This is a genomic window from Litorivivens sp. (assembly GCF_057445395.1).
Window position 1 is genome coordinate 14,501 of sequence record NZ_JBVBUV010000032.1, and the last position, 25,758, is coordinate 40,258.

General features: G+C 55.6%; 22 protein-coding genes. 9 read left to right on the forward strand and 13 right to left on the reverse strand.

Features of this window, described 5'->3' with window-relative positions; all coding sequences use genetic code 11:
- Nucleotides 1-233 precede the first annotated feature (233 nt).
- The 5 genes from AC222A_RS10730 to AC222A_RS10750 all read left to right on the forward strand — a co-directional run bounded on the left by AC222A_RS10730 (nucleotide 234) and on the right by AC222A_RS10750 (nucleotide 4,379).
- Nucleotides 234-980, forward strand: a complete 747-nt coding sequence (locus AC222A_RS10730) for a LamB/YcsF family protein (protein ID WP_372758160.1) — start codon at nucleotides 234-236, stop codon at nucleotides 978-980.
- 34 nt (nucleotides 981-1,014) lie between these two features.
- Nucleotides 1,015-1,767, forward strand: coding sequence for a 5-oxoprolinase subunit PxpB (pxpB, locus tag AC222A_RS10735; RefSeq protein ID WP_372747261.1), 753 nt, complete (start codon nucleotides 1,015-1,017; stop codon nucleotides 1,765-1,767).
- A complete protein-coding gene (locus tag AC222A_RS10740; RefSeq protein ID WP_372747262.1) occupies nucleotides 1,764-2,720 on the forward strand; it encodes a 5-oxoprolinase subunit C family protein in 957 nt (318 codons plus the stop codon). Before pxpB ends, AC222A_RS10740 begins: the two co-directional genes overlap by 4 nt.
- 34 nt (nucleotides 2,721-2,754) lie before the next feature.
- A complete protein-coding gene (locus tag AC222A_RS10745; protein ID WP_372747263.1) occupies nucleotides 2,755-3,564 on the forward strand; it encodes an enoyl-CoA hydratase-related protein in 810 nt (269 codons plus the stop codon).
- A gap of 65 nt (nucleotides 3,565-3,629) precedes the next feature.
- A complete protein-coding gene (locus AC222A_RS10750; protein WP_372763597.1) occupies nucleotides 3,630-4,379 on the forward strand; it encodes a queuosine precursor transporter in 750 nt (249 codons plus the stop codon).
- A gap of 67 nt (nucleotides 4,380-4,446) precedes the next feature.
- On the opposite strand, the gene AC222A_RS10755 is transcribed toward AC222A_RS10750, so the two are convergent.
- Together AC222A_RS10755 and AC222A_RS10760 are read right to left on the reverse strand one after the other, a co-directional pair.
- On the reverse strand, nucleotides 4,447-5,151 hold the full coding sequence (locus AC222A_RS10755; protein ID WP_372747265.1) for an SDR family NAD(P)-dependent oxidoreductase: 705 nt from the start codon (nucleotides 5,149-5,151) through the stop codon (nucleotides 4,447-4,449).
- A gap of 11 nt (nucleotides 5,152-5,162) precedes the next feature.
- The gene (locus AC222A_RS10760; RefSeq protein WP_372747266.1) at nucleotides 5,163-5,657 is read right to left on the reverse strand and encodes a 6-pyruvoyl trahydropterin synthase family protein; all 495 of its coding nucleotides are present in this window, start codon (nucleotides 5,655-5,657) and stop codon (nucleotides 5,163-5,165) included.
- A 226-nt stretch (nucleotides 5,658-5,883) separates the two neighbouring features.
- Here AC222A_RS10760 and AC222A_RS10765 point away from each other — a divergent pair, with 226 nt between their 5' ends.
- The 3 genes from AC222A_RS10765 to AC222A_RS10775 all read left to right on the forward strand — a co-directional run bounded on the left by AC222A_RS10765 (nucleotide 5,884) and on the right by AC222A_RS10775 (nucleotide 10,589).
- Nucleotides 5,884-6,654, forward strand: coding sequence for an acetoacetate decarboxylase family protein (locus tag AC222A_RS10765; protein ID WP_372747267.1), 771 nt, complete (start codon nucleotides 5,884-5,886; stop codon nucleotides 6,652-6,654).
- Between the two features lie 85 nt (nucleotides 6,655-6,739).
- Entirely contained in the window at nucleotides 6,740-7,963 is a 1,224-nt protein-coding gene (locus tag AC222A_RS10770; protein WP_486774957.1) for an MFS transporter, read from the forward strand.
- Between the two features lie 121 nt (nucleotides 7,964-8,084).
- Complete coding sequence (locus AC222A_RS10775; RefSeq protein ID WP_372747269.1) at nucleotides 8,085-10,589, forward strand: acyl-CoA dehydrogenase; 2,505 nt, start codon at nucleotides 8,085-8,087, stop codon at nucleotides 10,587-10,589.
- Between the two features lie 4 nt (nucleotides 10,590-10,593).
- On the opposite strand, the gene AC222A_RS10780 is transcribed toward AC222A_RS10775, so the two are convergent.
- The 8 genes from AC222A_RS10780 to AC222A_RS10815 all read right to left on the reverse strand — a co-directional run bounded on the left by AC222A_RS10780 (nucleotide 10,594) and on the right by AC222A_RS10815 (nucleotide 21,095).
- Nucleotides 10,594-11,079: an STAS domain-containing protein gene (locus AC222A_RS10780; protein WP_372747270.1), complete on the reverse strand. Its 486-nt coding sequence runs from the start codon at nucleotides 11,077-11,079 to the stop codon at nucleotides 10,594-10,596.
- A 4-nt stretch (nucleotides 11,080-11,083) separates the two neighbouring features.
- The gene (locus tag AC222A_RS10785) at nucleotides 11,084-12,271 is read right to left on the reverse strand and encodes a PP2C family protein-serine/threonine phosphatase (RefSeq protein ID WP_372747271.1); all 1,188 of its coding nucleotides are present in this window, start codon (nucleotides 12,269-12,271) and stop codon (nucleotides 11,084-11,086) included.
- An 85-nt stretch (nucleotides 12,272-12,356) separates the two neighbouring features.
- Nucleotides 12,357-13,082 (reverse strand): MlaA family lipoprotein, encoded by a 726-nt coding sequence (locus AC222A_RS10790; RefSeq protein WP_372747272.1) that lies wholly within the window; start codon nucleotides 13,080-13,082, stop codon nucleotides 12,357-12,359.
- A gap of 83 nt (nucleotides 13,083-13,165) precedes the next feature.
- The gene (locus tag AC222A_RS10795) at nucleotides 13,166-13,900 is read right to left on the reverse strand and encodes an HvfC family RiPP maturation protein (RefSeq protein ID WP_372747273.1); all 735 of its coding nucleotides are present in this window, start codon (nucleotides 13,898-13,900) and stop codon (nucleotides 13,166-13,168) included.
- Nucleotides 13,897-14,730, reverse strand: a complete 834-nt coding sequence (locus AC222A_RS10800; RefSeq protein ID WP_372747274.1) for an HvfB family MNIO-type RiPP peptide maturase — start codon at nucleotides 14,728-14,730, stop codon at nucleotides 13,897-13,899. Before AC222A_RS10800 ends, AC222A_RS10795 begins: the two co-directional genes overlap by 4 nt.
- A gap of 12 nt (nucleotides 14,731-14,742) precedes the next feature.
- A complete protein-coding gene (locus tag AC222A_RS10805; RefSeq protein WP_372758162.1) occupies nucleotides 14,743-15,234 on the reverse strand; it encodes an HvfA family oxazolone/thioamide-modified RiPP metallophore in 492 nt (163 codons plus the stop codon).
- 201 nt (nucleotides 15,235-15,435) lie between these two features.
- Entirely contained in the window at nucleotides 15,436-19,335 is a 3,900-nt protein-coding gene (hrpA, locus tag AC222A_RS10810) for an ATP-dependent RNA helicase HrpA (protein ID WP_486774958.1), read from the reverse strand.
- 62 nt (nucleotides 19,336-19,397) lie between these two features.
- Nucleotides 19,398-21,095 (reverse strand): AMP-binding protein, encoded by a 1,698-nt coding sequence (locus tag AC222A_RS10815; protein ID WP_372748887.1) that lies wholly within the window; start codon nucleotides 21,093-21,095, stop codon nucleotides 19,398-19,400.
- 585 nt (nucleotides 21,096-21,680) lie between these two features.
- Here AC222A_RS10815 and AC222A_RS10820 point away from each other — a divergent pair.
- The gene (locus tag AC222A_RS10820; RefSeq protein ID WP_486774959.1) at nucleotides 21,681-22,700 is read left to right on the forward strand and encodes a hypothetical protein; all 1,020 of its coding nucleotides are present in this window, start codon (nucleotides 21,681-21,683) and stop codon (nucleotides 22,698-22,700) included.
- Between the two features lies 1 nt (nucleotide 22,701).
- Here AC222A_RS10820 and AC222A_RS10825 read toward each other — a convergent pair whose 3' ends face one another.
- The 3 genes from AC222A_RS10825 to AC222A_RS10835 form a co-directional block, all read right to left on the reverse strand.
- A complete protein-coding gene (locus tag AC222A_RS10825) occupies nucleotides 22,702-23,610 on the reverse strand; it encodes an ABC transporter ATP-binding protein (protein WP_486774960.1) in 909 nt (302 codons plus the stop codon).
- Complete coding sequence (locus AC222A_RS10830; protein ID WP_372759654.1) at nucleotides 23,607-24,578, reverse strand: ABC transporter ATP-binding protein; 972 nt, start codon at nucleotides 24,576-24,578, stop codon at nucleotides 23,607-23,609. The genes AC222A_RS10825 and AC222A_RS10830 overlap by 4 nt, the downstream gene beginning before the upstream one ends.
- Nucleotides 24,575-25,758, reverse strand: a 1,184-nt coding sequence (locus AC222A_RS10835) for an ABC transporter permease (protein ID WP_486774961.1), incomplete at its 5' end; no start/stop codon positions are given. The genes AC222A_RS10830 and AC222A_RS10835, both read right to left, overlap by 4 nt.

The following is a 25,758-nucleotide window of genomic DNA, read 5'->3' on the forward strand; positions in this document are numbered from 1 at the left end:
AACACTGTCTGCTCGTGCTAACAGTGTAGACAGAAGGCATTGATAATGAAAAAGAGGGGCGCGAGGCCCCAGCGGAAACTCTGGATAGGGTGAAACTGCTCCGTTGTACGCCAGTTGTACAGCGTCCGATCAACGCTTGGTAGAAATTCTTCGGTACAAACGGTGGGGTGGACGCGTCAGCTATGGTAAATTTTCATAAATTCCCTGAACTTGGCAGTCTCTGCTTATCAGACGTGACAAGTATTATTGATATCAATTGCGACCTCGGCGAAGGCATGGGGTCTGACGCCGAACTGCTGAACATTGTAACCAGCGCCAATATAGCCTGCGGTGCCCACGCCGGCGATCCGCAAACCATGCAACACACCCTGATGCTCGCCAAACAGCGAGGCGTCGCCGCTGGCGCACACCCTGGCTATCAAGACAGAGAAGGCTTTGGCCGCAGACCGCATAGTCTTTCTGATCACGCCATGGTCAGCCTGGTGCAGCAACAAATTGAGTCCCTGGCAGAAATGGCGGACGCGATTAACTATCCACTGAGTCATGTGCGTGCGCACGGCGCCCTTGGCAACCTGACCGATGCCGACGAAAAGGCGGCCACCCTGCTACTGGATGCGATGGCACAGCGACCGCTGGCGCTGATGACGCTGACAAACTCGGCAGCCCAGCGTATCGCACAGCAACGCCATCGGCCGGTGGTCACCCAGTTTTTCGCCGACCGGGCGTATGATGATAACGGCCAACTGGTGGCGCGCTCTAAGCCGGACAGCGTGCTGCACGATGAAAAGGAAATCGTCCAACGGCTGTTAACGGCACTGGATCGCGGAATATTGGTGACGTATACGAAGCGGGAAATCCCAATTGCCTTTGATTCAATCTGCGTGCATGGCGATACACCAAACGCCCTGTCGCTGGCAGAAAAAATCCGCAAGGTGCTCGAAGATAGTGGCGCAAAGGTGCGCCCGTTTGTCGAGCATTGAATACGCTACATGCGGGCAAGGAGCCCCCTGAATCATGAGTCAGACAGCACAACGCTATACCACCCCCTGTTACTCTCCGGTTGGCGACGACGCTATGCTGATAGAGCTTGGCAGCGGCATTGATCCTGCAATCAATGAAGCGGTACTACAACTGGAATCCCATATTCGCAAGCTGGCGATAAACGGCGTGGTGGAAACCACTCCGGCGTATGCATCATTGCTACTGCACTATAATCCGGACGTTGTGTCGTTTGCAGCTCTGCAAGAAACCGTCAGCACCATTCAACTGAACGAGCTGTCTATGTCACGGGAAAGCTGGCTGTGGCAGATTCCAGTCTGCTATGGTGGCAAACACGGTGTCGATTTAGACTTCGTCGCCGAATACCACCACCTGACCACCGCCGAAATCATCCGCTTACACAGCAAACCCCGCTACCGTGTCTACATGATCGGTTTTGCTCCCGGCTATACTTATCTCGGCGGCCTGCCCGAGCAACTGCACACACCACGCCGGGAGAACCCGCGCCTGCACACACCCTCAGGCAGTATTTCCGTTGGCGGCATGCAAGCGCTGATTGCCGGCGTGGCGATGCCCAGTGGCTGGCAATTGCTCGGGCAGACGCCGGTTGCGACCTACGCACCGGATCGTGATCCGCCCTTTCTAATTACTGCGGGCGACGAAGTACAGTTTCATCCGGTCAATACTCATGAATTCAAACGAATGACCAAAGCCGTGGAGAAAGGCGACTGGGTTGCCGAACGCGTTGCGATGGGGGAACCCGCATGACACACGGACTTCTGGTACTGCAGGCCACTGCCGGCACAACTATTCAGGATCTTGGACGGGTCGGCTACCGCCGCTATGGTGTAACTCGCAGCGGTGCGATGGACCCGGTTGCACTGCAGGTTGCCAACTGCCTGGTAGGCAACCCGTTCAATACCCCCTGCATCGAATTCAGTGTGGGCGGTGCCGACTTTCGCGTTACCAGCGAATCACTTCGCTGCGCCTTTCACGGTGGCGACTTTCAGTTTGCCCTCAACGGCATGCCTGCTCCCATGTCTACCAGCCTGCATCTGCGCAAAGGCGACATCCTCAGTATCGGCGGTGCACGCAAGCGCATACGTGGGTATCTCGCTGTAGAGGGCGGATTTGTGCTCGAGCCAGTGCTGGGAAGCTGCGCCACCCACACCCGCTCCGCGCTGGGTGGCGTTGATGGTGCCGCACTGGAAGGTGGCCAGGAGCTCGAATGCGTGACAAAAGAGGCACCGAAACGAACCGAGCTATCGCTCCCCTATTCCGCGTTTCCAAAGTCCCGGCGGCTGTTTCGTGTCATTCTTGGGCCACAGGCCGACCGCTTTACTGACGACGGCATTTCCACATTTTTAGAAAGCGCGGCCTTCCGTATCGATAAAGATTCCGACAGTGTTGGCTACCGGTTGACCGGTCACCGCATTGAATATATCGGCGATGGCAATATCGTGTCAGATCCGGTGGTGCCCGGGTGTATTCAGGTGCCCGCCAGCGGCCACCCTCTGATCTTGATGGCCGACTGCCCTACCACTGGCGGCTACCCGAAAATAGCCACGGTCATCTCCACCGATCTATCAGAACTGGCCCAACTCCCCCCCGGTGCTGAAGTAAGCTTTCGCGCGGTGAGCCTTGAAGAAGCGCACACTGCACGCCGCACGCAACAGCAGTGGCTCGCCGAATTACCGAAGCAGCTGATTGCGTTAAACTGACCCCCAAGCAAACCCACACTAGCCAGAGGTACCCATGTCGCTACCCCAACTCACCGATGCCACCCTGCGTCTTGAAGACCGCTATGCCGTGCTGACTTTTGAACGCGACGATGTGCGCAACGCGCTGACCGGCACCGCGCTGGTTGACGATATCTGTGCCGCCATTGAGTGGGCCAACCACAGCGACTTGAATTGCCTGATCATCACTGGCGCCGGCAAGGGCTTCAGCTCCGGCGGCAACATAAAAGAGATGGCGGACAAAACCGGCATGTTCGGTGGCAGTCCGATGCAGATCTCCGATAGTTACCGCCGCGGCATTCAACGTATGAGCCGCGCCGTGTTTCATGCCGAGCTTCCTTTGATTGCCGCCGTCAACGGCGCTGCCGTTGGCGCCGGATTTGATCTGGCCTGCATGTGTGACATTCGCCTTGGCTGCGAACACACCCGCTTTGGTGAAACCTTTATCAATCTCGGCATCATTCCCGGCGACGGTGGGGCTTGGTTTCTGCAACGCCTTGTGGGCTATCAACGCGCGGCTGAACTCACCTTTTCCGGTCGTCTCATAGATGCTGAAGAAGCGATGAAACTCGGCCTCTTACTGGAGCTGGTAGACAGCAGCGAACTGCTGGCAAAAGCCGAGGCTCTGGCTCAGAGTTTTGCCAAGCAACCACCTCAGGCTCTCAGAGCGAGCAAGCGTTTGATGAAAATTGCCCAGCGCCAGGAACTGAACGATTTCCTGGACCACTGTGCCAGCGTGCAGGCAGCCTGCCACTACAGCGAAGACCACGGCCTAGCCCTGAACGCTTTTATCAATAAGGAATCCGCCACCTACAGCGGACAATAAAAACCCGATTAGCGCGGCCTAATCAAGCCCAGTAACAAAACCCATAAACAAAGCGGATATTACCCGTGCAACTGACCGATGATATCGACCTGATTAGCCGTCGCCGCGAGCAAGTTTACCTCCTGCTCGCCGGTTTCTTTCTTTGCTCCATGACCCTGCTGAATATCATCGGCATTACCAAATTCGTGCAACTGGGGCCCATGGCATTAGCGGTGGGCGTACTGCCTTATCCGCTAACCTTTCTGTGCACAGATCTGGTGAGCGAACTCTACGGCAAACGACGCGCCAACTTTATGGTCACCGTCGGCCTCATCATGAATGTCTTTGTTATTGTCGTACTCAGCATCGGCAACTGGCTACCAGCCGTGGCAATCGACACCCAGCCGCCCTGGCAAATATTGCAGCTGGCCCAGCAGGTAACCACTCCCAGCGGAGCCAGTGTTACGGGCTCAGTAGAGCTGTATTTTCTGATTTACGCCACCACCTCCGGCGCGGTCATAGCGTCGATGCTGGCGTACGTCGCAGCACAGTACTGCGACGTACACCTGTACCATTTCTGGAAAAGACTCACCCACGGCAAGCATCTTTGGCTGCGTAACAATTTCAGCACGATAATCAGCCAGGGCGTGGATTCTTTTATGGTGATTAGCGTGACCTTTGGGGCGGCGTTTCTGGCAGGAGCCATGAGCCTGCAGCAAATGCTGTTACTCATGGGCAGCAACTATCTGTTCAAGTTTTGTGCGGCACTGGCCGACACCATACCGCTCTATATCGCCGTGCATTACCTGCGTCGGTATCTACACATCAATGCCTGACCTGCGGCCTGCACGTCAGGCCAGGTATTATTGACCGATAAGTCCCTGCGCTGCGGCAAACAACTTATCAGTGTTCTATTTGCCCCAGATTGGCGTGTAAAACAGCGCCATTAATTACCGCGTTCTGCGCTGCAAACCACAGCGTATTGGCGATCTCCTGGGGTTGAATCAAACGCCCTTGCGTAACACCGCCAGCAATGGCATCCAGAATCGCGGGATCATGCCCCAAATGCTCGCGCAGCATTTCGGTATCGGTGAAGCCCGGACACACGCACGCCGTGTGAATACCACTACCGGCCAAATCCTGACAGGTGGCACGCATCAGACCAACCAACGCGTGCTTGGAGGTCACATAGGAACAGCTACCCGCGACCGCTTTCTCACTCAGCGTTGACCCTACATAGATAATCGAAGAGCCACCCTTCATATGCGGCAACACCAGCTGGTTTAGCTGCAGAGCCGCAATCACGTTCAGCTGAAACACCTGCTGCAGACTGTCTGCACTGGTATCACGCACACTGTCTTTTTTAAGCACCGCTGCATTGTGAATTACGCAGATGCTGTCTGCCGCATTCAACTCAGCGGCCAGCGGCTCGGCGCAGGCATCCGCCCAGCCCGGGTTGACCATGTCAGCGGTAATCTGCACCACTCCATCGAGATCGGGCGCACTGCGCGACAGGTTCACAACCCGGTAATCCTGTTCCATAAATTGTGCGATAGTGGCGCGGCCAATCCCTTTGCTACCACCGGTAATAACCAGAATTTTTTTCATCTCTACCTCAATTATTGCTGCCAACTGGCAGAGCCCGACTGCCCCGGCCCGGAGGAAACCTTCATGATCAGGCTGCGCACCGCATTACCCTGAATAAAATCTCCATCTTCCAACAAACGCTCCAACAACAAGCGCGCAAATTCTTCAACGGTGGTATTGCGAATTGGCAATAACAACGTGTCGGCCTGCACAAAGGTCATCACCTCGCCGTTAAAGGTCACCCGGTAGTTAGTCCCGTCTTCGACAATATCCAGGTAGGGAGACTGCGCCGGCAGAATCAGATATTCATCGTACTGTGCAACCAGCTTGCGCAGACGCTGTTTGATTTCCACGTAGCTGAAACACATGCCATTGCCACCCACTTCTGCGGTGATATCCAGCGACACCCGAAAATTGTGTCCGTGCAGGCGCTCGCGCTCTGTCGCAGAGAATATGGTGAAGTGGGCGGCGGAAAATTTCAGGTCTTCCTTGGTGATCTCAATTGTTGTCAGAGTATCTACAGGCATCGGTCTCAATTCACGGTCAGGGCGAAATAACGCAGCCGCACAAAGTACTGTTTGTAAGAAAAAAAAGCAAAGCGTCCGCTGGTCAAAGCCCTACATGAACACCACATTACAATTGCTGGCGAGGCATTCCGCCGACGCCAGACTGTGCTAGCCTGATAATTGACGTAACCATAACGATAATTTGGCCGGGGAACACCTCCAACGGCCTGTATGAAGGAAACACACCATGACGACACCTGCAGCCCCTCAGGGCAATCCCGGCGACATTCTCAATTGGCCGATGCTGAAGCTGAAGTATCGCACTGACCCCGCCAAACTCGCGGCATTGCTCCCGCCGGGCATCCAGCCCGGCAAAGAGCCAATTGTGACCATCACAATTTATAATTTCCCCGTCCAGAATGAGCCGGAACTGGGCTACGTGCTCAATGTGGCAGCCGACTACAACGGAACCCCCGGTGACTACACGCTCGCCCTTGGTATCGATCAGGAGGCGCCGCTGTTTCTCTGCCAGGAACTGTGGGGGCAACCTAAGTATCCGGTAAAGACCACCTACTTCAGACTGATGGATCACGTAGAAGCCAAAGTGGAGCATCAGGGCACTACATTCATCGAATTTTCTGGCGACGTGGTTGAAACCCTGGCCAACCCGGAGGACCACGAAGAACATGAATGGTGGGTTAAATGCATGCGTTCGGTGGACATGCAACCCGAAAAGTACGACTTCCCGCCACACGTTGTCGACGTGCATACCAAATACGGTACTGCTTACTTGCAGGAGCTGAAAGGCAAAATCACCCTGCGCGAAAGCGCTTGGGATCCTATTGCCACCAAACTACCAATGGTTGAGCAGATTTCAGCGCGCCTGTGGACGCCGATCTTCAAAGATCGCAGTATTACCCTTGCCGGGGAGCTGGATGGCAAACAGTACTGGCCCTTCGCCGATACCATCAGTGGCACGCGCTGGATCGGCGAAAGCGGTGCGCCGCCCAAGGGCTGACACCTCGCGGAGTATCAACGAGCTGGCCATCCAGGCCATTTATTGGCGAACTCCGGTTCGCCTTTTTTACAACTGAGGACGGCCCATGAAGCAGCCGCTATTTTTTGGTTGGTGGCAGGTGGTGGTTACCCTGCTGGTTCAGGCCGTTGCTACCGGCACCTTGGTATATGCCTATAGCGTAATGGTGGTTCCGCTAGCGACAGAGTTTCAAAGCAGTCGCATGCTGCTGATGCTCGGCATCACCACCATGACACTGGCCAGCGGTCTGTTATCACCCTGGCTCGGCGCCAAACTGGACGCCTATTCCATCAAGCGCTTCATGCTGCTAGGCGCTGCGTCACTGGGAACAGGCTTCATCGCACTGTCTTACATCACACAAATCTGGCAGATGCCAGTCATTTATGCCCTGTTCATGGCATTGAGCAGCTTAGCGCTTGGCCCGCTTGCGGTCTCCACCCTGCTGGCGCGCTGGTTCAGCAAACGCCGCGGGCTGGCGATGGGGCTGGCAGCTATGGGTACCTCCATCGGCGGCTTTCTGTTTCCGCCGCTGCTGCAGTGGATGATCGACAGTTTCGAGTGGCGCATGGCCTTTCGGCTACAGGGCGGCGTCGTACTGTTGATTTTGCTGCCATTAATTTCCCTGCTGGCCTGTGATCGGCCAGAGAGCAAAGGGTTGCACCCCGACGGTGACGACGCGCCGCCAACAACAACCGCTGGCGCTGCGAATCGTTTTTCCTCAACAAAAGACGTTTTGAAAGAACGCAATTTCTGGGTGATCGCGCTGGTAATGGGCGCCATGTTCTCCAGCTACAGCATGCTGCTGAGCAATCTTGCACCATTCGCCCTGGACAGTGGCGCAACTGCTGAGCAGGCCGCGGGGCTTATTTCCCTTATCGCCCTGTTTGGCCTGATGGGAAAACTGCTGTTTGGCACCATTGCCGATAAGGTTGATCTGCGCGCCGGTCTGGCGGGGTCTTCCCTGCTCCTAACGCTCGGGCTATTGAGCTTTCTTAACAACGACAACTTCCACTTTCTGGTCGCCGGAGCCGTACTGCTCGGTATCGCCGCCGGCGGAATGCTGCCGGTTTGGGGCGCATTAATGGCGCAGGCATTTGGCGTCGCTAATTATGGCCGCGTCATGGGCGCCATGAACCCGGTGATCATGCCCTTCAACCTGCTATCTCCCCCGCTGGCCGGCGCCATCTATGACCAAACGGGTTCCTATCAAATGACGTTTCTGCTCTTTGCCGGCCTGTTGTGCGTAGCGATTTGCCTCACCGCAGCCATTCAACTCAAACAGGACAATTGATCCAGAGTACCTATCGGCCCCGTAACGCAAAGGTAATATTCACATTCCGGCCAGCCTTGTAGTTAAACCGCATTTGTTTGATGCTGGCCTTGGGAGACAGTCTGCAACGGGGGTTTACGCAATGAGTGTGTTACTGCTAATCATCAGCGCTCTGGTTCTGCTCTATCTTGGCGCGGGGGGAAATACGGCGGTCATCGCCCTGTCTCTCGCCACGCTGTTGGGCATACACGCCGACGACTGGCATTTTGCCAGCATTCTGTTTGGCGGCCTGGGGCTGGCCATGGCTCTGTTTCTAGTCATTCCATCAAAGTTGCGCAAGCAGGAACTCAGCCGCCCCCTGTTGGGCTGGGTTCGAGGCATGTTGCCCACGCTTTCCGACACAGAATCTGAAGCATTGAAGTCCGGCACGGTCGACTGGGACGGCGAGCTATTTTCCGGCCGCCCCGACTGGAGCTATCTGCTCAGCGTAAAACACAGCCAACTCAGCGCAGAGGAACAGGCCTTTCTCGACGGCCCCGTAGAAGAACTCTGCGCAATGCTCGACGACTGGGCCATGACCCATGAAGATTACGATCTGCCAGAAACTGCCTGGCAGTATATTCGCGAGCACGGTTTCTTTGGGCTGGTCACCCCGAAAGCTTATGGGGGCAAAGGCTTCTCCCAACGCGCCCACTCCGAAATCGTCATGAAGCTGTCCACCCGCAGCGTTTCCGCCGCCGTCACCGTGATGGTGCCCAACTCCCTGGGCCCCGCCGAATTGCTCATGGAATACGGCACCGACGAACAGAAATCGCATTATCTTCCCCGACTCGCGGCCGGAGAAGACATTCCGTGCTTTGCGCTTACCTCACCCATGGCGGGCTCCGACGCAGGCGCCATTCCCGATCGGGGCATTGTCTGCATGGGCCAGTGGCAGGGTGAAGAAGTGCTCGGCCTGAAAGTCACCTGGAACAAGCGTTACATCACGCTGGCACCGGTTGCCACTTTGATCGGGCTGGCTATCAAGGTTTACGACCCGGACCACCTGATCGGTGACGACGATGTGATTGGTGTAACCTGCGTGATGGTGCCGCGCGATACCGACGGCGTAAATGCTGGCGCCCGGCATTTGCCCATGAATACCGTTTTCATGAACGGCCCCACCTGGGGCAACGATGTCTTCATCCCACTGAGCCAGATTATTGGCGGTGAAGCCATGCTTGGGCGTGGTTGGACCATGCTCCTTGAGTGCCTGTCTATTGGTCGTTCGATATCGCTGCCCGGTCTTGCCGCCGGTGCCGGCAAACTTGCCACTCTCACGACCGGTGCTTACGCCAGCGTGCGCGAGCAGTTCGGCCGCAGTATCAGCGAGTTTGAAGGCGTGCAGGAAGCGCTGGAGCAGATCGCTGGCTATACCTACATGATGGACGCGGCGCGAGTATTTACAGCCTCCATGCTTGATCGCGGGGTGCGTCCGTCAGTGCCCTCAGCCCTACTTAAATACCGCAATACCGATTTAATGCGCACCGTGGTGAATCACTCCATGGATGTAGTTGCCGGGCGCGGTGTGATCACCGGCCCTCGCAATTTTATGGCGCGAATCTATCAGGCGGTGCCCATCGCCATTACGGTAGAAGGGGCAAATATTCTGACCCGCAGCCTGATGGTGTTTGGTCAGGGCGCTATCCGCTGCCACCCCTACATTGTGGAAGAAATCGAAGCAGCCAATATGGATGACGCGGCAGCCGCCGTGGATAAACTCGACGGCGTATTCTTCCGTCATATAGCACACACTTCCGGCAACGCGTTGCGCGCCGCCGCACTGGGCCTTACCTTTGGCACGCTGGCAAGTGTCCCGACTCGGGGCGAATTGAAGCGATACTACCGACAACTTACCCGATTTTCTGCCGGTTTCGCGCTCCTGACCGATGTTGCCCTGCTAACCCAGGGCGGCGCACTGAAGGCACGTCAGCGGCTATCCGGCCATATGACGGATTGTCTGGTACAGCTCTATTATGCCTCTGCCATTATCAAGCAATGGCACGAAGACGGTTATCCCGAAACCCACCGCGCAGCGGTGGAATGGGGACTGCAATCCTGCCTTCACGATCTGCAGGAACATATGCGCCGCGTAATTGACGATTTTCCGGTGAAAGCGCTGCGCTGGCCATTGCGCCTGATGATTTTCCCTCTGGGCCCGATTGGCCTGCGCAAACCAAGCAGCGAACTTGGTACCACACTGGCCAATGCTATCACCGCCAATACCCCTCTGCGCGATCGCCTGATCGAAGGCACCTACTTCAACAATCACCCAAGCGATCCCATCGGCCGGGTGCTCAACGCCTGGCAGTTAGCCAACGACACCCAAGCGTTGCGTGATCAATTACATAAAGCGGTGCGCCAGCGCGATGTCAATGAGCTCGATGGCATCGCCCTGCTGATGGGACATGAACGGCGTGAACTGGTGGACTGGGCGGTTAGCAATGGCGTTATTGAAGAGAGTGATCGCAAACAGCTACTGGACGCGCTGACCGCGCTTTATGACGTGATTCGCGTTGACGCTTTTGATGCCGACGGGCTAAAGGATATCGCCGCCGATGCCAAGGGCAAACGCAAGGTGGTAGAACGCCCGGCAGATCAGTACTGAGATTTCAGTACTTTTTTTCCAACATACTGACAAGCTCTCGAAAGCGGGCTTTATTAGTGTCGTTCAGGCCCATCAACACACGGTGGGCCTCCAGCACTTTCTGTTTCACCTGCCCTTCTGAGCCCTCAACCTGGGGCAATTCACCCAAATCCTGGTCTGTGCTCAGCGGGTGCTGACGAATTTTGAAAACGCGGTCAAACCCCATGCTTTGCAATACACGGGTAATATCGGGATTCGTGGAGAGTATAACCGGCACAAAGTTAAACCGATTACGGGTCATCAGCGCCAGTTTAGCCAAAAGCCCCAGCGTAGTACTGTCCACGTTGTCGGCTTCCGTCAGGTCGACAATCACGCTGGAAAAATCGGTGCTGCTGAACATTTCTTCAAAATAGTCATCAAGCACATTGCACAGGGTCAGGCGTACATCGCCCACCAGCTTGATAACATTTGATCCGTGATGTTCAGCAACCATGATTCTACCTGGTTGCATAGGTCTAAACTCGCGACACTACCAGCACTGCAATATCATCGGGAGCTTCCTCGATGGTATCCAGTTTGAAGGTGTTAACCACATCATCGGCCGTCTGCGGGCCGTCCTCAAGCGCCTCAAGCAGATACTGCTCTTTGGCGATAACCCCCTTAGGGTTTAACACCTCTAATATACCATCCGAGAACAAGGTGAGAACAGCCTTGGGCGGCAGCGCCATGCGGTGTTCTGAATAGGTGACCTCCGGAAACAGGCCCACCGGCAGGTCGTGACCTTCCAGATAACGCGCCACACCGTCGACACTGATGATTGGCGCTGGCAAGTGCCCGGCGATACTGTAGCAAAGTTCGTCACTGTGAAGATCAATCACCCCGACACACATGGTCACGTGCTTGTCGATCTCCATACCCAGCAACTCACGGTTTGCCTTGTCCAGCATATGTGCAGGCGACAGAATCGCACTGTTGTGGCGGTGGTGAAAATCACTGCGCTTGCGGGCGAACAGGTTTTTCAACATCACGGTAACAAAGGCGGAACTGGCGCCGTGGCCCGACACATCGGCCACGAAAAAGACCGCATAGCGATCCCCTACAATAAAATAGTCGATGAAATCGCCACTGAGATAGAGCGAGGGAAGAATATGCTGGTGAAAACGGTAGTTACCAATAATTTTGGGCGTTTCCGGCAGCATTTTAAGCTGGATATGGCGCCCCGCCTGCTGATCCTTCTTAAGGTGACTCAAGCTTTCCAGCAACTCGCGGTTCGCGGCTTCCAGTTTATCCCGATATTCGCGGTTTTCACGCCTCAGCGCACCCTGCTGCATGGCCCGTTCCATGGCGTGCCCCAGCAGCTTGTCATCACCAATGTTGCTGGTAATCATCAGGTAGTCGCAGGCCCCTTTGCGCAGAGCCTCAACAACGTCAGCCATCAGCCGGCGCCGGGAAATAACGATAACCGGAATCTCGCGTCTATCGCTAGTGAGGATTTCCAAAATACCGCGCCCGTTATCGCTGACATACAGGTCCAGCAGAACAGCCGACACGGTATTTTCCATAAAGGCCTGGACGCCCTCTTCACCGCTACCGTAGGCGTCAACCTCATAGCCTTGACGTTCGAGCGCCGCCTGCAACTCGTCACGTTGGGCATCGGCTCGCTGAATGATAATCAGCCGTTTAGCACATTTGGCAGTGGCCATTGTTGGCTACTTATAACCTCGTCAAATCTGACTTCATAACTCAGTATAGACTGCTGGCGCGCACTGCCCCGGCCGGAGCTACCCACTAGAAGTCGTCCCATTCCTCGAATTCTTCCTCGCCAAAACTATCTTCCACTGGCGCACCATCGCTTATCAAATATTCGCGTCGCTGCAGATAGGCGTCTCGCATAAACGTGTAGCGGTCACCGGATAGCAGGCTTTCAGTTTTCAGCAGGTTAGCGCGTGTGTTCACCAAATCCAGAAAACGCAGTTGATTGCGTGTGCGCACATGATCAACCTGGCTGACTGCATCGACCTGAGCGTCGATGACCGCGGCGCCCGCGTCGCGCACAGTGGAGGGGCCGAGAATCGGCAGTACGACATACGGACCGGGCCCAACCCCCCAGTAACCCAGGGTCTGGCCAAAATCTTCGGTGCGCCGGGGCAAGCCGATATGGGCCGCGACCTCAAAGAAGCCAGCGACACCGACGGTGCTGTTCACCACAAAGCGGGTAGCGTCGGTGGCCGCCGCCTTAAACTTGAACTGACCCAGATCAGCAACGATATTCAGCAACTCGTGAAGGTTGTTGAACATATTGTCTATTCCGGTTTCAGCAAAACTCGGCAATACCGCCTGATAGCCCTTGGCAATGGGTTTGGCAACATACTTGTCTGCCACCTCGTTAAAGGCGAAAACCTGACGATTCATCCCCTCCCAGGGATCTGGATTTTCAGGCTGACTCGCACAACCGGTAAGCACGGCCAATAAAACAGCTAAGAGGGCTTTCAGTGGGGATAAACGGATGAACATTCCAGATAGAATCGCCAGATTTATTATTGATACGCAACGATATAGCGGTTTGGATGCTAAATCCAGCGGATTCCCGCCGGGAATCAGCGCAGAATAGACGCAGCCTGTAACTGCGCCATCAAATCTGCGCCAAAATGGAGCAATTGCCCGGGATCCGGATGACTCATCTCAACCGCCAGTTGCTGCAGTACCTCTGCGCCTGAGCTTGCCGACCCTTCCTGCAACAGCGCCAGCAGACGAAACGTCACAGCATTAATTTCCATAAATTCCACGTCGTCATCCGGCGTACGATAAACCACCAGATAGGTCGGCTGGATTGGCGGCTGATCGGGCTGAAAAGCCGGGCCGAGCTGATGCACGGGAAAGCGGTAAGCCAGCGGCCAAGCCAGCGATGACACTGCCGGCAATCCGGCCAGAACATCGTCACAGCAAGCAGCCAAATCGTCATCTGGAGCCACATCAAGTGCCAGTTCCACCCACTCATAGTGGGCCAGCTCCTGCATAAAGGGCGGATCACCCGGACGCTCCCCTCGCTCGTGCTCAAGATAGGCAAGAAACTCTTCACTGATCTCAAGAAAATAGGGGCTACGACACAAGTGACTACGCATGAAATCCCGCACCATGGCATGCCAAGCCTCATCGCTGAAGATCGACCGCAACACGGGAAAGCCACTACTCAGGAACCCTTCGATATTGTTGTAAAACAATTCCCGGTATATCTTGAGCCGCCGCCCCTCAATCCCGGAGGGGCCGGCATGGCGCTCAGGGTCACGAATGTGACGGGTTAGATCGCCCTGTAGCTGCTGGAACGTCGTCATGGGGTCGCTTCCACAGGGGCTTGTACACGCCGCTGTGCTGCCCTAACACGCGCCACTTCGCCCAGCAGCTCGGCCATGGGTGGAAAGTTAAAATCCCTTTCCACCAGCGTGGGCAACACGCCCAGCCTATCGTATGCGGCATCCAGCAAGGCCCATACCGGCTCAATGACATCGGCCCCGTGGGTGTCCACACGAAGATCTTCTGCCTCCTCGTAGTGTCCTGCAATATGCAGGTAACAGGCACGCTCCAGCGGCAATGCATCCATAAATACGAGGGGATCATAGCGATGGTTAATGCTATTAACGTAAATATTATTTACGTCCAGCAGCAATTTACAGTCGGCACTTTCCAAGACTGCGCGAATAAAGTCGCTCTCCGACATTTCCTGCCCCGGTGCGGCGTAATAGGACGCATTTTCCAAGGCAATCTGCTGACCCAATACATCCTGAACTTCCTTCACCCGATCCGACACATGGCGTACCGCAGCTTCAGTAAAAGGGATCGGCATCAGATCGTAGAGCTGACCTTCATCAGCACAATAGGTCAGGTGTTCGGTATACAAAGGGCACTGGTAGTCGCGCATGAATTCGCGAATTGAAAGCAGCAACTCGCGATCTAATGGCGCAACGCCACCTATATTGAGTGACAGGCCGTGAAGATAGATGGGATAGCGATCAGCGAAGTAGTCAAAATCCTTGCGCAAGCGCCCACCGAGGTGCATCCAGTTCTCGGGCGCCACTTCCATAAAATCGACATCCCCGGGCGCGATGGCTTTTAGCGCGCCACTTATGGCGCGCCGCAAACCCAGGCCGGCTTTTACATCAGCCACGGAACGCTCCGCTTAGTGGCTACCGCACTTACCTTCGCCACATTTGCCCTCTTTAGCTTTAGAGCTGGCACCACACTTACCTTCGCCACACTTACCCTCTTTGGCTTTAGAGCTGGCGCCACACTTACCTTCTCCGCATTTGCCTTCAGCTTTGGCTTTAGACTCAGCGCCGCATTTGCCTTCGCCACACTTGCCTTCACCACATTTGCCCTCAGCTTTCGCTTTGGCTTTAGACTCGGCTCCGCATTTGCCTTCGCCGCATTTACCTTCACCGCACTTGCCTTCAGCCTTGGCTTTCGACTTGGCGCCACACTTACCTTCGCCACATTTGCCCTCTCCACACTTGCCTTCCGCATGCTTGCCGTAAGAAGCAAGATCGTAACCCGCGCTTAAGTGGTTCGCAGCAAAGGGGTTAGTTTCGGCACTGACAACGGCGCTGCCGGTACTCGCCAGAAAAGCTGCACTCAATGCGGCTGCCAGAGGTTTTTTGCTTAGTTTCGCCATGGAATTACTCTCCTAAAAGGTATTACGCTACTTGGATGCAGCACACCGGCAGATGTTACAACCCGGCATCAAAATTTCATCAATGTACACAACAAGGTCCCGAAGGTGTCCGGCCTTAACCCTGTTGTTATGGGCAAATGTAACGACGCCGTCAAGCAGTAATTACTCCCCCAGACACGAACGAACCCTGGCAACTTGACATCATACCCGGGGAGCCTGTGCCGCCTGAATGTCACGCCACAGGGTTTTCAGACGTTTTTCGGATACAGGACTGTCTGTGCCCAACTTCTGGGCATATAAGGATACCCTAAACTCTTCCAACAACCAGCGATAGGTATTAAGCGGCGCGTCTTCAGGGCCCTGCGCCAATTGCTCCGGTGTTGTTTGCTGCCACAAAGGCTCGGTAACCGTCTTCAATGTGATGTTTAGCTGACGCTCGCGTTGATACTGGCCTTCCAGCTTATCGAGGCGCCACTCCAGCGCTGTTAGATAACGCGGATAGTGCTGTAACCTGTCAAGTGGCAACAGCCGAAGGAAACGCGGGAACAACAACCCGTCAAGTTGAGCACGAACATCCGCTACCGTTTCAATCCAGGTCAGCTGGGTCAGCGATTTCAGTTGGCGCTGCACCGCCGCTGCACCTGCCAATATCGACTCCGCCAGCGCCTCTCTGAGCTCAACCGCAGGCACTAACTCACTGCGGCCTCGCGCCAGCAGCTGATCATATTCTTCTTTAGAGCGCGGCAATGGTTGCCCCTGTAAATACGCCTGCTCAACCGCCGCTTCCAGCAAGGCCTCAAGCCAATCGCGGCGCTGCACTTTCAACGCCGCAAACTGCAACTGCGCGGCATTGGATTTAAGCATGCGATCGCGCAGCGGCTTTAATTGTTTTGCCAAACCCAGCATTAATAACCGCACCACCGCCTGACGACTCGATATTTCGGCTTCCACAGCCGTATCCAGTAGGCGGCTTTCTACACTATCGCCACGATCTACCAGCGCTGGATACACGGTTACTTCAGCGCCAGCCTGACGGATGCGTCGGGAGGTGGGCAAGGAATCAAACTGCCAACTGCTTGCCCGTTGCGATTCAAAGTCTACAGAGCCTTTGGCTTGCAAACTGGCTGTAGCCTGATCGGAGAAGCGGCTTTTCAGGGCGTGCAAATCGCGCCCCTGCGCGAGAAGCTGACCATTGTCACCCAGCACCCTGAAGTTCATTTGATAATAGGCATCCAGCGGCTCAGCACTCCACAATGATGAAGGAATGTCCTCACCGGTAACGCGCTTGATCGCCTCGCCAAGTGCCAGACTCAGGGGACGATCGTCCGCCTGCATCGCCGCTAACGCCTTGCCCACCGTAACCGGTATGGGCATGAATTTCTTGCGCCACTGCTTCGGCAGCGCTTTCACCAAGGCCACGCATTTTTCCTGCAACAGCCCCGGCACCAACCATTCCGGCAGATGATCCGGCACGCGGTTGAGCAATACCAACGGGATATCCAGACTGACACCGTCGGCCTCATGCCCTGGCTCAAATCTATATTTCAACGGAAGACGCAATTCCTGCCAGCGCCAGGTATCAGGAAACTGGTCGACCGTCTGCTGATCCGTTGACACAGCCAACACATCTTTTGCCGACATATTCAGACTACTGCGCTCGGCTTCTGAAGCTTGCTTCAGCCAGCTCTCCAGATGGCGACTGCTGACGATGTCCGCTGGTAACCGCGCATCATAAAAGGCGAAGAGACCATCGTCACTGAGCAGCAAATCGCGGCGACGCAGCTTGCTTTCCAAAGCAAGAACCTCGGCAATTACGCGCTTATTATGGTGAAAGAACGTCGCCTTGCCGCGGTACTGGCCTTCCACCAGTGCGCTGCGAATCAATATCTCGCGCGACAGAGCCGGGTCTATAACGCTGTAGTTGATGCGTTTTCGATCCTGAATGACCAAACCGTATAGACTGGTTTGCTGGAATGCAGAAACGCGACCCGCACGCGCCTGCCAGTGTGGTTCGAAGTATTGGTATTTCAGTACCGCGTCGTTGATTCCTAAAATCCACTGCGGATCAATTTTCGCAACGCAGCGGGCATAAAGTTGGGTGGTTTCTGCCAGTTCTGCAGCCACAATCCAGGCTGGATTTTTTCGGAATAAGGCTGAACCCGGAAAGATACGCATTTTGCGGTTACGGGTACCCAAATAGAGATGCTCTTCATCTTTTTTAGCCACATGGCTGAGAAAACCTGCTAGTAAGGCCCTGTGCAACGAAAGGTAGTCAGCCGGCTCCGCGTTCAGTTTCCAACCGTTTTCACGACACAACAACTTGAGTTGCCAGTGCAGCTCTCGCCACTCCTGTGCACGCGTAAAGGCTATAAATTCTCGCTGACACAGCTTGCGGAACTGGTTCCCGGAAAGAGCCTGGCGTTGTTCTTCCAGATAATTCCAAAGATTCACGAAGGCGACAAAGTCTGACTCCTTGTCCGCGAAACGACGGTGTTTTTCGTCAGCAGCCTGCTGCTTGTCCGCAGGCCGCTCCCGCGGGTCCTGAATACTCAGGGCGCTGACGATGATCAGCGCTTCGCTCAGGCAGCCCGACGCACTGGCGGCTTCCAGGATGCGCGCCATCCGCGGATCAACCGGTAATCGCACCAGCTTTCGCCCGAGTCCGGTAAGCTCGCCCGATTCAACTGCGCCGAGCTCCTCCAACAACTTGTACCCATCGTTGATAAAACGGCGATCAGGTGCGTCGACAAAGGGAAACTTTTCAATACCACCCAGCCGCATATTCAGCATCTGCAGAATGACCGATGCAAGATTGGTTCGCTGGATTTCCGGTTCAGTGAATTCGGGGCGAGCGTTGAAATCCTCTTGCGAATACAAGCGCACACAGACACCCGGCGCTATCCGGCCGCAGCGACCTGCTCGCTGATTGGCGCTGGCTTGAGAAATCGGTTCAATCGGAAGGCGTTGTACTTTACTGCGATAGCTGTAACGACTGATCCGGGCGGTACCGGTGTCGATCACATAGCGAATGCCAGGCACTGTCAGCGAGGTTTCCGCCACATTGGTCGCGAGCACCACGCGCCACCCACGCCGCGACCCCTCGTCGAAAATACGTTGCTGCTCACTGCCGCTAAGGCGCGCGTAGAGTGGCAAGACTTCCAAACCCAACAGGGATGATTTGCGCAGCTGCAGCGCAGCCGCACGAATCTCCCGCTCACCACTGAGAAAGACCAGCACGTCTCCCTGCTGACGACCACCCTCGTCATGCAACTCCCATAAGGCCTGTTCTATGGCTTCTGCCTGATCCAGCTCCGGGCTCAATTCCTCCAGCGGCCGATAACGGGTTTCCACCGGGTAGGTCCGCCCCGAAACTTCAATCACCGGCGCATTATCGAAATGTCGGGAAAAACGCTCTACATCAATCGTGGCCGACGTAATGACCACCTTGAGATCTGTGCGTTTGGGTAGCAGCAGCTTTAGATAGCCCAGTAAAAAATCGATGTTGAGACTGCGCTCATGGGCCTCATCAATAATCAGGGTATCGTAGCGGTACAGCAGCGGGTCATTTTGTATTTCTGCCAGCAGAATACCGTCGGTCATCAATTTGATATGACTGAGTGCGGAAACCTGGTCCTGAAAACGCACCTGAAAGCCTACCGACGCGCCCAACTCAGTTTTCAGCTCACTGGCAATCCGTTGGGCAACGGTGCGCGCGGCGAGACGCCGGGGTTGAGTGTGGCCAATCAGGCCGCGTACGCCACGACCCGCCTCGAGACAGAGCTTGGGTAACTGGGTCGTTTTGCCCGAACCGGTTTCGCCGGCGACAATAATAACCTGGTTCTGATCAAAAGCCTCTCTGAGCCGACCTATCTCTCGCGCTACCGGCAGATCCGGGTAATGAATAGCGGGCACCGCTGCACGTCGCTGTGCATAGCGCTGGCGCGATGATTCAAGCACCGCGTCGAGACGCTGCTGCAACCGATCGCAGGGCTTTCCCAGCTGCTGGCGGCGCGCCAGATCCCGAGCCAGTTTTTGTAATTTCGGCCAATCACCGCTGCAGCACTCAGCCAGCCATGACGTGTCGAGGCTTTCCTCTTTCATACCCATCCAAAACGAAAAAACGCCCCGCAGGGCGTTTCTCTACAACATTGCGGAGAAATCGATCAGGCCGATTTTAATTCCTCATCGCGCAATTCGCGACGTAAAACTTTGCCCACATTGGATTTGGGCAGTTCTTCGCGCTGCTCGATGTACTTAGGAATTTTGTAGCCAGTCAACTGTTCACGCAGGTGGGCCTTAAGGGAATCTTCATTCACCGCGCCGTTTTTGCCCACTACGAAGATCTTGACCACTTCACCTGATTTGTCATCCGGCACGCCGATCGCGGCGCATTCCGCCACTTCTGGGTGGCTGCAGACCACATCTTCAATTTCATTCGGGTACACGTTGAAACCGGACACCAGAATCATGTCTTTCATCCGGTCAACAATCTTCATGTAACCATCTGCCTGCACGACAGCCACGTCACCGGTGTGCAGCCAACCGTCTTCGTCGATCATTTTGGCAGTTTCATCATCGCGCTGCCAGTAACCCAGCATGACCTGCGGGCCACGAACACACAGCTCACCGCGCTCTCCCACTGGTTGCGCCGAGCCATCGTCACCAACAATCTTGATTTCAGTGTTCGGCACCGGCACACCAATGCAGCCAATCTGGTTGGCGCCACCCGGATTGGTTGACACCACAGGAGAGGTTTCGGTTAGACCGTAGCCCTCATAGATTTCGCAACCAGTCATCTCATGCCAGTTTTTGGCCGCCGCAGAAGTCAGTGCCATGCCGCCAGACAGCGTCATTTTAAGCTCTGAGAAATCGATTTCCTTGAACTCCGGATGCTTCATCAGGCCAACGAACAGGGTATTGAGCCCGCTCATGCCGCTGAATTTCCACTTTTTCATCTCCTTGATGAAAGCGTCCATATCACGCGGATTAGGAATCAGCACGGTATGGTTACCCTGCATCATCACAATAAAGCCAAGAGTAAATGAATAAATATGATAGAGCGGCAGCGGACCGATAAAGGTTTGAGGGCCCTCTTTAAACCCGTAGGTATCAAAAATACTGGCAGCCTGCAGCACATTGGCTATGAGGTTGCGATGGGAAATCATTGCTCCCTTGGAAACCCCGGTGGTACCGCCGGTGTATTGCAGCAATGCCACATCGTTTGCTGCAGGATCAGCAACCTTCAGTTTCAGTTTACGCCCCTGAGCAATCGCCTTGCGGAAAGGAATGGTGCCCGGCATGGAGTATTCGGGGATCATTTTCTTGACATGCTTGGCGGCAAAATTGATCAGCCGACCTTTCAACGGCGGGTGCAGATCCGCAATCTCGGTCATGATCACCGTCTTAACTGGTGTCTCGGACAGAACTTCGGCTGCGGCTTCCCCCACGTTGGCGAGCAGGATCAGGGCTTTCGCACCAGAGTCATTCAACTGGTGCTTGATTTCCCGTGGGCTGTACAACGGATTGGTATTCACCACCACAAAGCCTGCTCGCAGTACAGCAAACAAAGTGACAGGGTACTGAATGATGTTGGGCATCTGTATCGCTACGCGATCGCCCGGTTGCAAATCCGTCTTTTGTTGAAGGTAGGCGCCTAACGCCGCAGATTGCTCTTCCAGTTGGCCGTAGGTCAGAGTATGGCCGACGCTGGTTACCGCATCGCGGTCGCGGTAGCTTTTGATGCAGAAATCAAATAACTCAACCAGGTTTTTAAACTGATCCGGATTTATGGTTTCCGGCACGCCGGCACGCTTTTGACCGGCAGCAATCGCCTCACTTACAGATATGGCTTGTTCTGACACGTTCCTTCCTCAGACTTGACTAAGACTTTGTTATCGCCCGCAGGAAAAGCGGCGCGGGATTATAAATCCTCGTGAAACTAACCGTGTTTACAGGCCCTGTCAACGCGGGCCCACAGGATTAGATCAGCTATATCCGCTATTCATCCGATCAATGGAAATACACCCCGACGCCGCACTAAAATCTTGCACTCGAAGCGGCCAGATCAGGCTCTCGAAACAACCCACCCTCAGCCAATCCATTCCCCGCCGCTCCACCACTGACCAGACTCGATCACCACCTATCACTCCGGCGAAGGGCCCTCGCCCAATAGCCCGCAGACTTTATATAGCGAGTACAACGGGCGATACGCCTCAAGTCACTGGCTGCATTCAAAAATCGAGCTTAGCGATCTTTCAGACACCGAAATTACGATCGGGTAAGAAAGACGTAACAATTTTGACGCTGGCGCCGAATTCTGTACAATTTGCCGCTATCTGGCGGCGCCATACACGCACAAACCGTGCCCGGATACTTAATTTTAAGAAAGAATTACCAGATTTCTGGACTTTATTGCACTTTTTAACTGTAGAGCTTCCACCTCACTTATGACTTTCAGCTATTTAGTTCGCCTCAGCGCTGCGTGCCTGACCCTTGTGTGCCTGTTTTCTGGACACACACTCGCTCAGGGAGCTGCACAGGAACTGGCCAAACTGGAATCTCGCCAAAGTGCCCTGCTGGGCAAAATGCAGCAACTGCGGCAAGAGTCTCAAGATCTCAGTGAGACGATGGCTAACACCGAACCAGCAGATGGTCCCGAAAAAACCGCCTACGAAGAAGCTGTCGCGATCTTCGAGGAGGCCAGTGAAACTTACGAAGCCGAGCCCACCTCCACCAACAAGAGCCGCCTTCGCAACGCCGAATTCAAACTCCATCTTGCAGAACGCAAATACCGCTCCGGCAGCGAAGAATTGCGCAAGCTGGAGGCCCGCCAGGATGCAGTGGAAACCGAATTGATTGCTGTTCGACGCGAACTCGATACGATTGCCGAGCGCATCCCGCGACTGGAGCAACAGGTCGCAGTGCAGCGAGCCCGCGAACGCGAACAGGCAGAAGCCGCTCGACGGGCAGCTGCCGCCCAGGCGCGTAACGAAAGTAAAGCCACACAACAGGCTGACGCACCGCAACCAGCACCTGCCCCCGCTGGCCCGCAGCATCAAAACACTGCACCGGCCAAAACGGCAGCACTTGCTGAACCCATTGAGCTGGATAAGGGCTTTGTACTACTGACCAACAAAGCGCAAGTATTAACCGAACTGGCAAACCTGCAATTGCGTATCGGTGGCGACAGCCTGAAAATCCGCAGCAACAAGATTCTGAATGTGCGGCATTTTGTCGACGGTAAAGAAGCCGAGAAAAATAGCCACCGCTTCAAAGGACTAGGCAATTACCAATATCGCGCCACAGCGGTATTGCATGAAGGTGAGAACCGGATTCGGGTATCGTTCTCGCGCTGGAACATTGATATGCCTGCCGATTTTGCCGGCCAGGAACTGGTGATTCTGATGGACGCCAGCGACCGTAACTCGCCCAAGATTGTCTGCTACCCTAGCGCACTCGACCCCTGAGTTAGTCTAGCCGGAGGCAGGCAACTCGCCGGCCTCCCGACTTTTCCTCTACCACGGGCCTATGCTGTCCACAATCATTAATGGCCTTTGGGCAACGCAACCGGTAGGCGCACCCCGTCGCCGCAGGGGGGCGCAGACTCCCCGAATTCGCCAGAGCCTTGCCCGCAGCAGGATTTGCTGCAATCAAAGCCTGGGTATAGGGATGTTGAGGGCTTGTAAATAGAGCCGCATCGCCCTCTTCCACCAACCTCCCGTGATACATCACCAGCGTGCGATTGGCCAGATGGCTGACTACCGCCAGATCGTGTGCGATAAATATCATTGCCACACCGGTATCGCGCTGCAGGTCATGCAGCAGATTGATAATCTGGGCCTGAACGGACACGTCGAGCGCTGACACTGGCTCATCACAAATCACCAACTGGGGCGATGTGATAAACGCTCGCGCAATGCCCAGACGCTGGCGCTGACCGCCCGATAACTCGTGCGGATATCGACCGGCGAAACGACGCGGCAAACCAATTCGCTCCAGCCACTGCATCGCACATGTGCGCTCCTGCCCCCGGTGCTTACCTTGCAACTGCAAGGGCTCTATCAGGCTGTTGAGCACATTCATGCGCGGATTCATCGCACTGTAGGCATCCTGAAACACCATCTGAACACGCGCAGCCTGCCGTCGGAAATCGCGGGCACTAAAGTGACGCGGCAACACTTCTCCGGACAGGACTATACGCCCTGCTGTCGGGCTGACCAAACCACACACCGCGCGGCCCAAGGTCGATTTACCCGACCCGCTTTCGCCCACCAGCCCCAATACTTCACCGGCGCCCAAAGACAGGCTCACCTGATCCACCGCCACCGTTTCACCAAATCGGCAGCTGAGATTGTCGATCTGCAACAGTTGACTCATCGACCTGCCCCCTGCGCTTGGGGCTCCCAAAGCCAACACTCACAGCGTCTCGCCTTGCTCGGCGCATATACCGCTGGCTGCCGGACTGGACAGATTTGCATAGCGCGTTCGCAGCGCGGCGTGAACGCACAGCCATTAAGCTGCTGAGATAAATCTGGCGGCGTGCCGCTGATTGCCAACAGCGAATCGCGCCTGTCATCGAGACGCGGCATCGCTTGCTGCAAAGCGCGGGTGTAGGGATGGGCCGGCTGGCTCAACACTGCCTGACAGGGACCTGCCTCAACAATCCGCCCGGCATACATCACCGCCACCTGTTCGGCCATCGCCTCAACCACGCCCAAATCATGGGTAATCAACAATAGGCCCACATGTTGGTCACGACACAATTCCCGCAACAGTGCCAGCACCTCGGCCTGCACCGTAACATCTAGCGCAGTGGTCGGCTCATCGGCAATCAACAGCGCGGGTTTACAGGCCACTGCCATGGCAATAACCGCTCGTTGCAACATGCCGCCAGACAATTCGAAGGGATACTGTCGCGCCCGCTTGGCCGCATTGACGATACCGAGACGCTCCAGCAACTCAAGCGCGTGGCGCCTCGCTTCGCGCGCAGAACAGCGACTGTGCACCCGCAACACTTCGCCAATCTGGTCACCCACCCGCATGGTAGGGTTTAGTGCGGTCATCGGATTCTGAAAAACCATGCCAATACGGCTGGCGCGCAGTCGCCGCCATTGCGCTTCGGTGGTGCCCAGCAGCGACTGTCCGTCAAACTGCCAACGTTCAAAGTCACAGCGTGCATGGCGCGGCAATAATTGCATTAACGACAGCGCAGTCAGGCTCTTACCGGAACCTGATTCGCCGACTAAGGCCAGACATTCACCACGTTCAATCTGCAGATCCACACCTCGAACCAAATGGTGACCATCGATGCGGATATGCAGATCGCGTACTTCCAATAAACTCATCGCTCGCCCCTTCGCACCTGTACATCCATCGCGTCGCGCAACGCATCCCCCAGCATGTTAAAGGCCAGCACAGTCATACTGATTGCCAGCGCCGGCACCAGTAATTCGTGGGGGTGAGTGAGCATGCTGCGAATGCCTTCATTGCACATGGAGCCCCAGGAGGGCGTTGGCGGTACCACGCCCATGCCGATAAACGACAACAGTGCCTCGGTAAAAATCGCCTGCGGTATCGCAAAACTCAGGCTCACCAGCAGTAGAGGTACAACATTGGGTAACAAGTGACGGCGAATCAGATAAAAATTGCCCGCACCGGCCATCCGCGCCGATAACACAAAGGCACTGCCGCGTAACTGCAACACCTGACCGCGAACTAGCCGTGCGGCCGACGGCCAGCTCAGCAGAACCATTGCCAGCACCATGGGGAAAAGCCCGCTTTCACCGGATTCTATTCCCATCGCCACGCGGAACAGAATCATAAACAGCAGGAAAGGCAAGGCCACCACAAAATCGGCAAAACGCATCAGCACATTGTCTACCCAGCCACCGAGCAGACCGGCAGCGGCACCGTAAAATGCGCCCAGCGTAATAAACAACAAAGGCGCCGACAGGCCCACCAGCATGGATGTGCGTGCGCCGTGCAGCACGCGCGCGAGCATATCGCGCCCCAGTGCGTCAGTACCCAGTGGATGGGCCGGCAACTCCACGCGATTCTCAACCACTGGCAGCCCCAGCAACTCAGCCTCAAAACGCCCCAATGTCAATGTGGGAACCGCAGTAACCTGCATCGGCTCCAATGTGTCACCGGCAGCGGTAACCGGTACGACCACATAACGATAGTCCTGCTCCCGCAGCTGCAGACGGTCGACATACCAATGGTGATTGACCTCGGCCAGCGGAATCCCCAACCCTACGCCACCGTCGCTGCGATATACCCGATAACTGTGTGCCGCCGGTAGCACTGGCCAGCCAAGCCGGACCTGCGTCGTTGTAGCCTGAAGAACTACTAGCGTATGTGGTGGCCGCGCCGGTCCACGCCAGACAGTTTCGTCATCGACCAGCTGCACTGAGCGCGCTGGCGTGGGGCCACTGGATATCTGCGACAGCCACTGCGTGGCAGGGCTTTGCGGCCACAATAGCGGGCCCATAAACGCACCCAGCAATACTGACACCACAACTAACA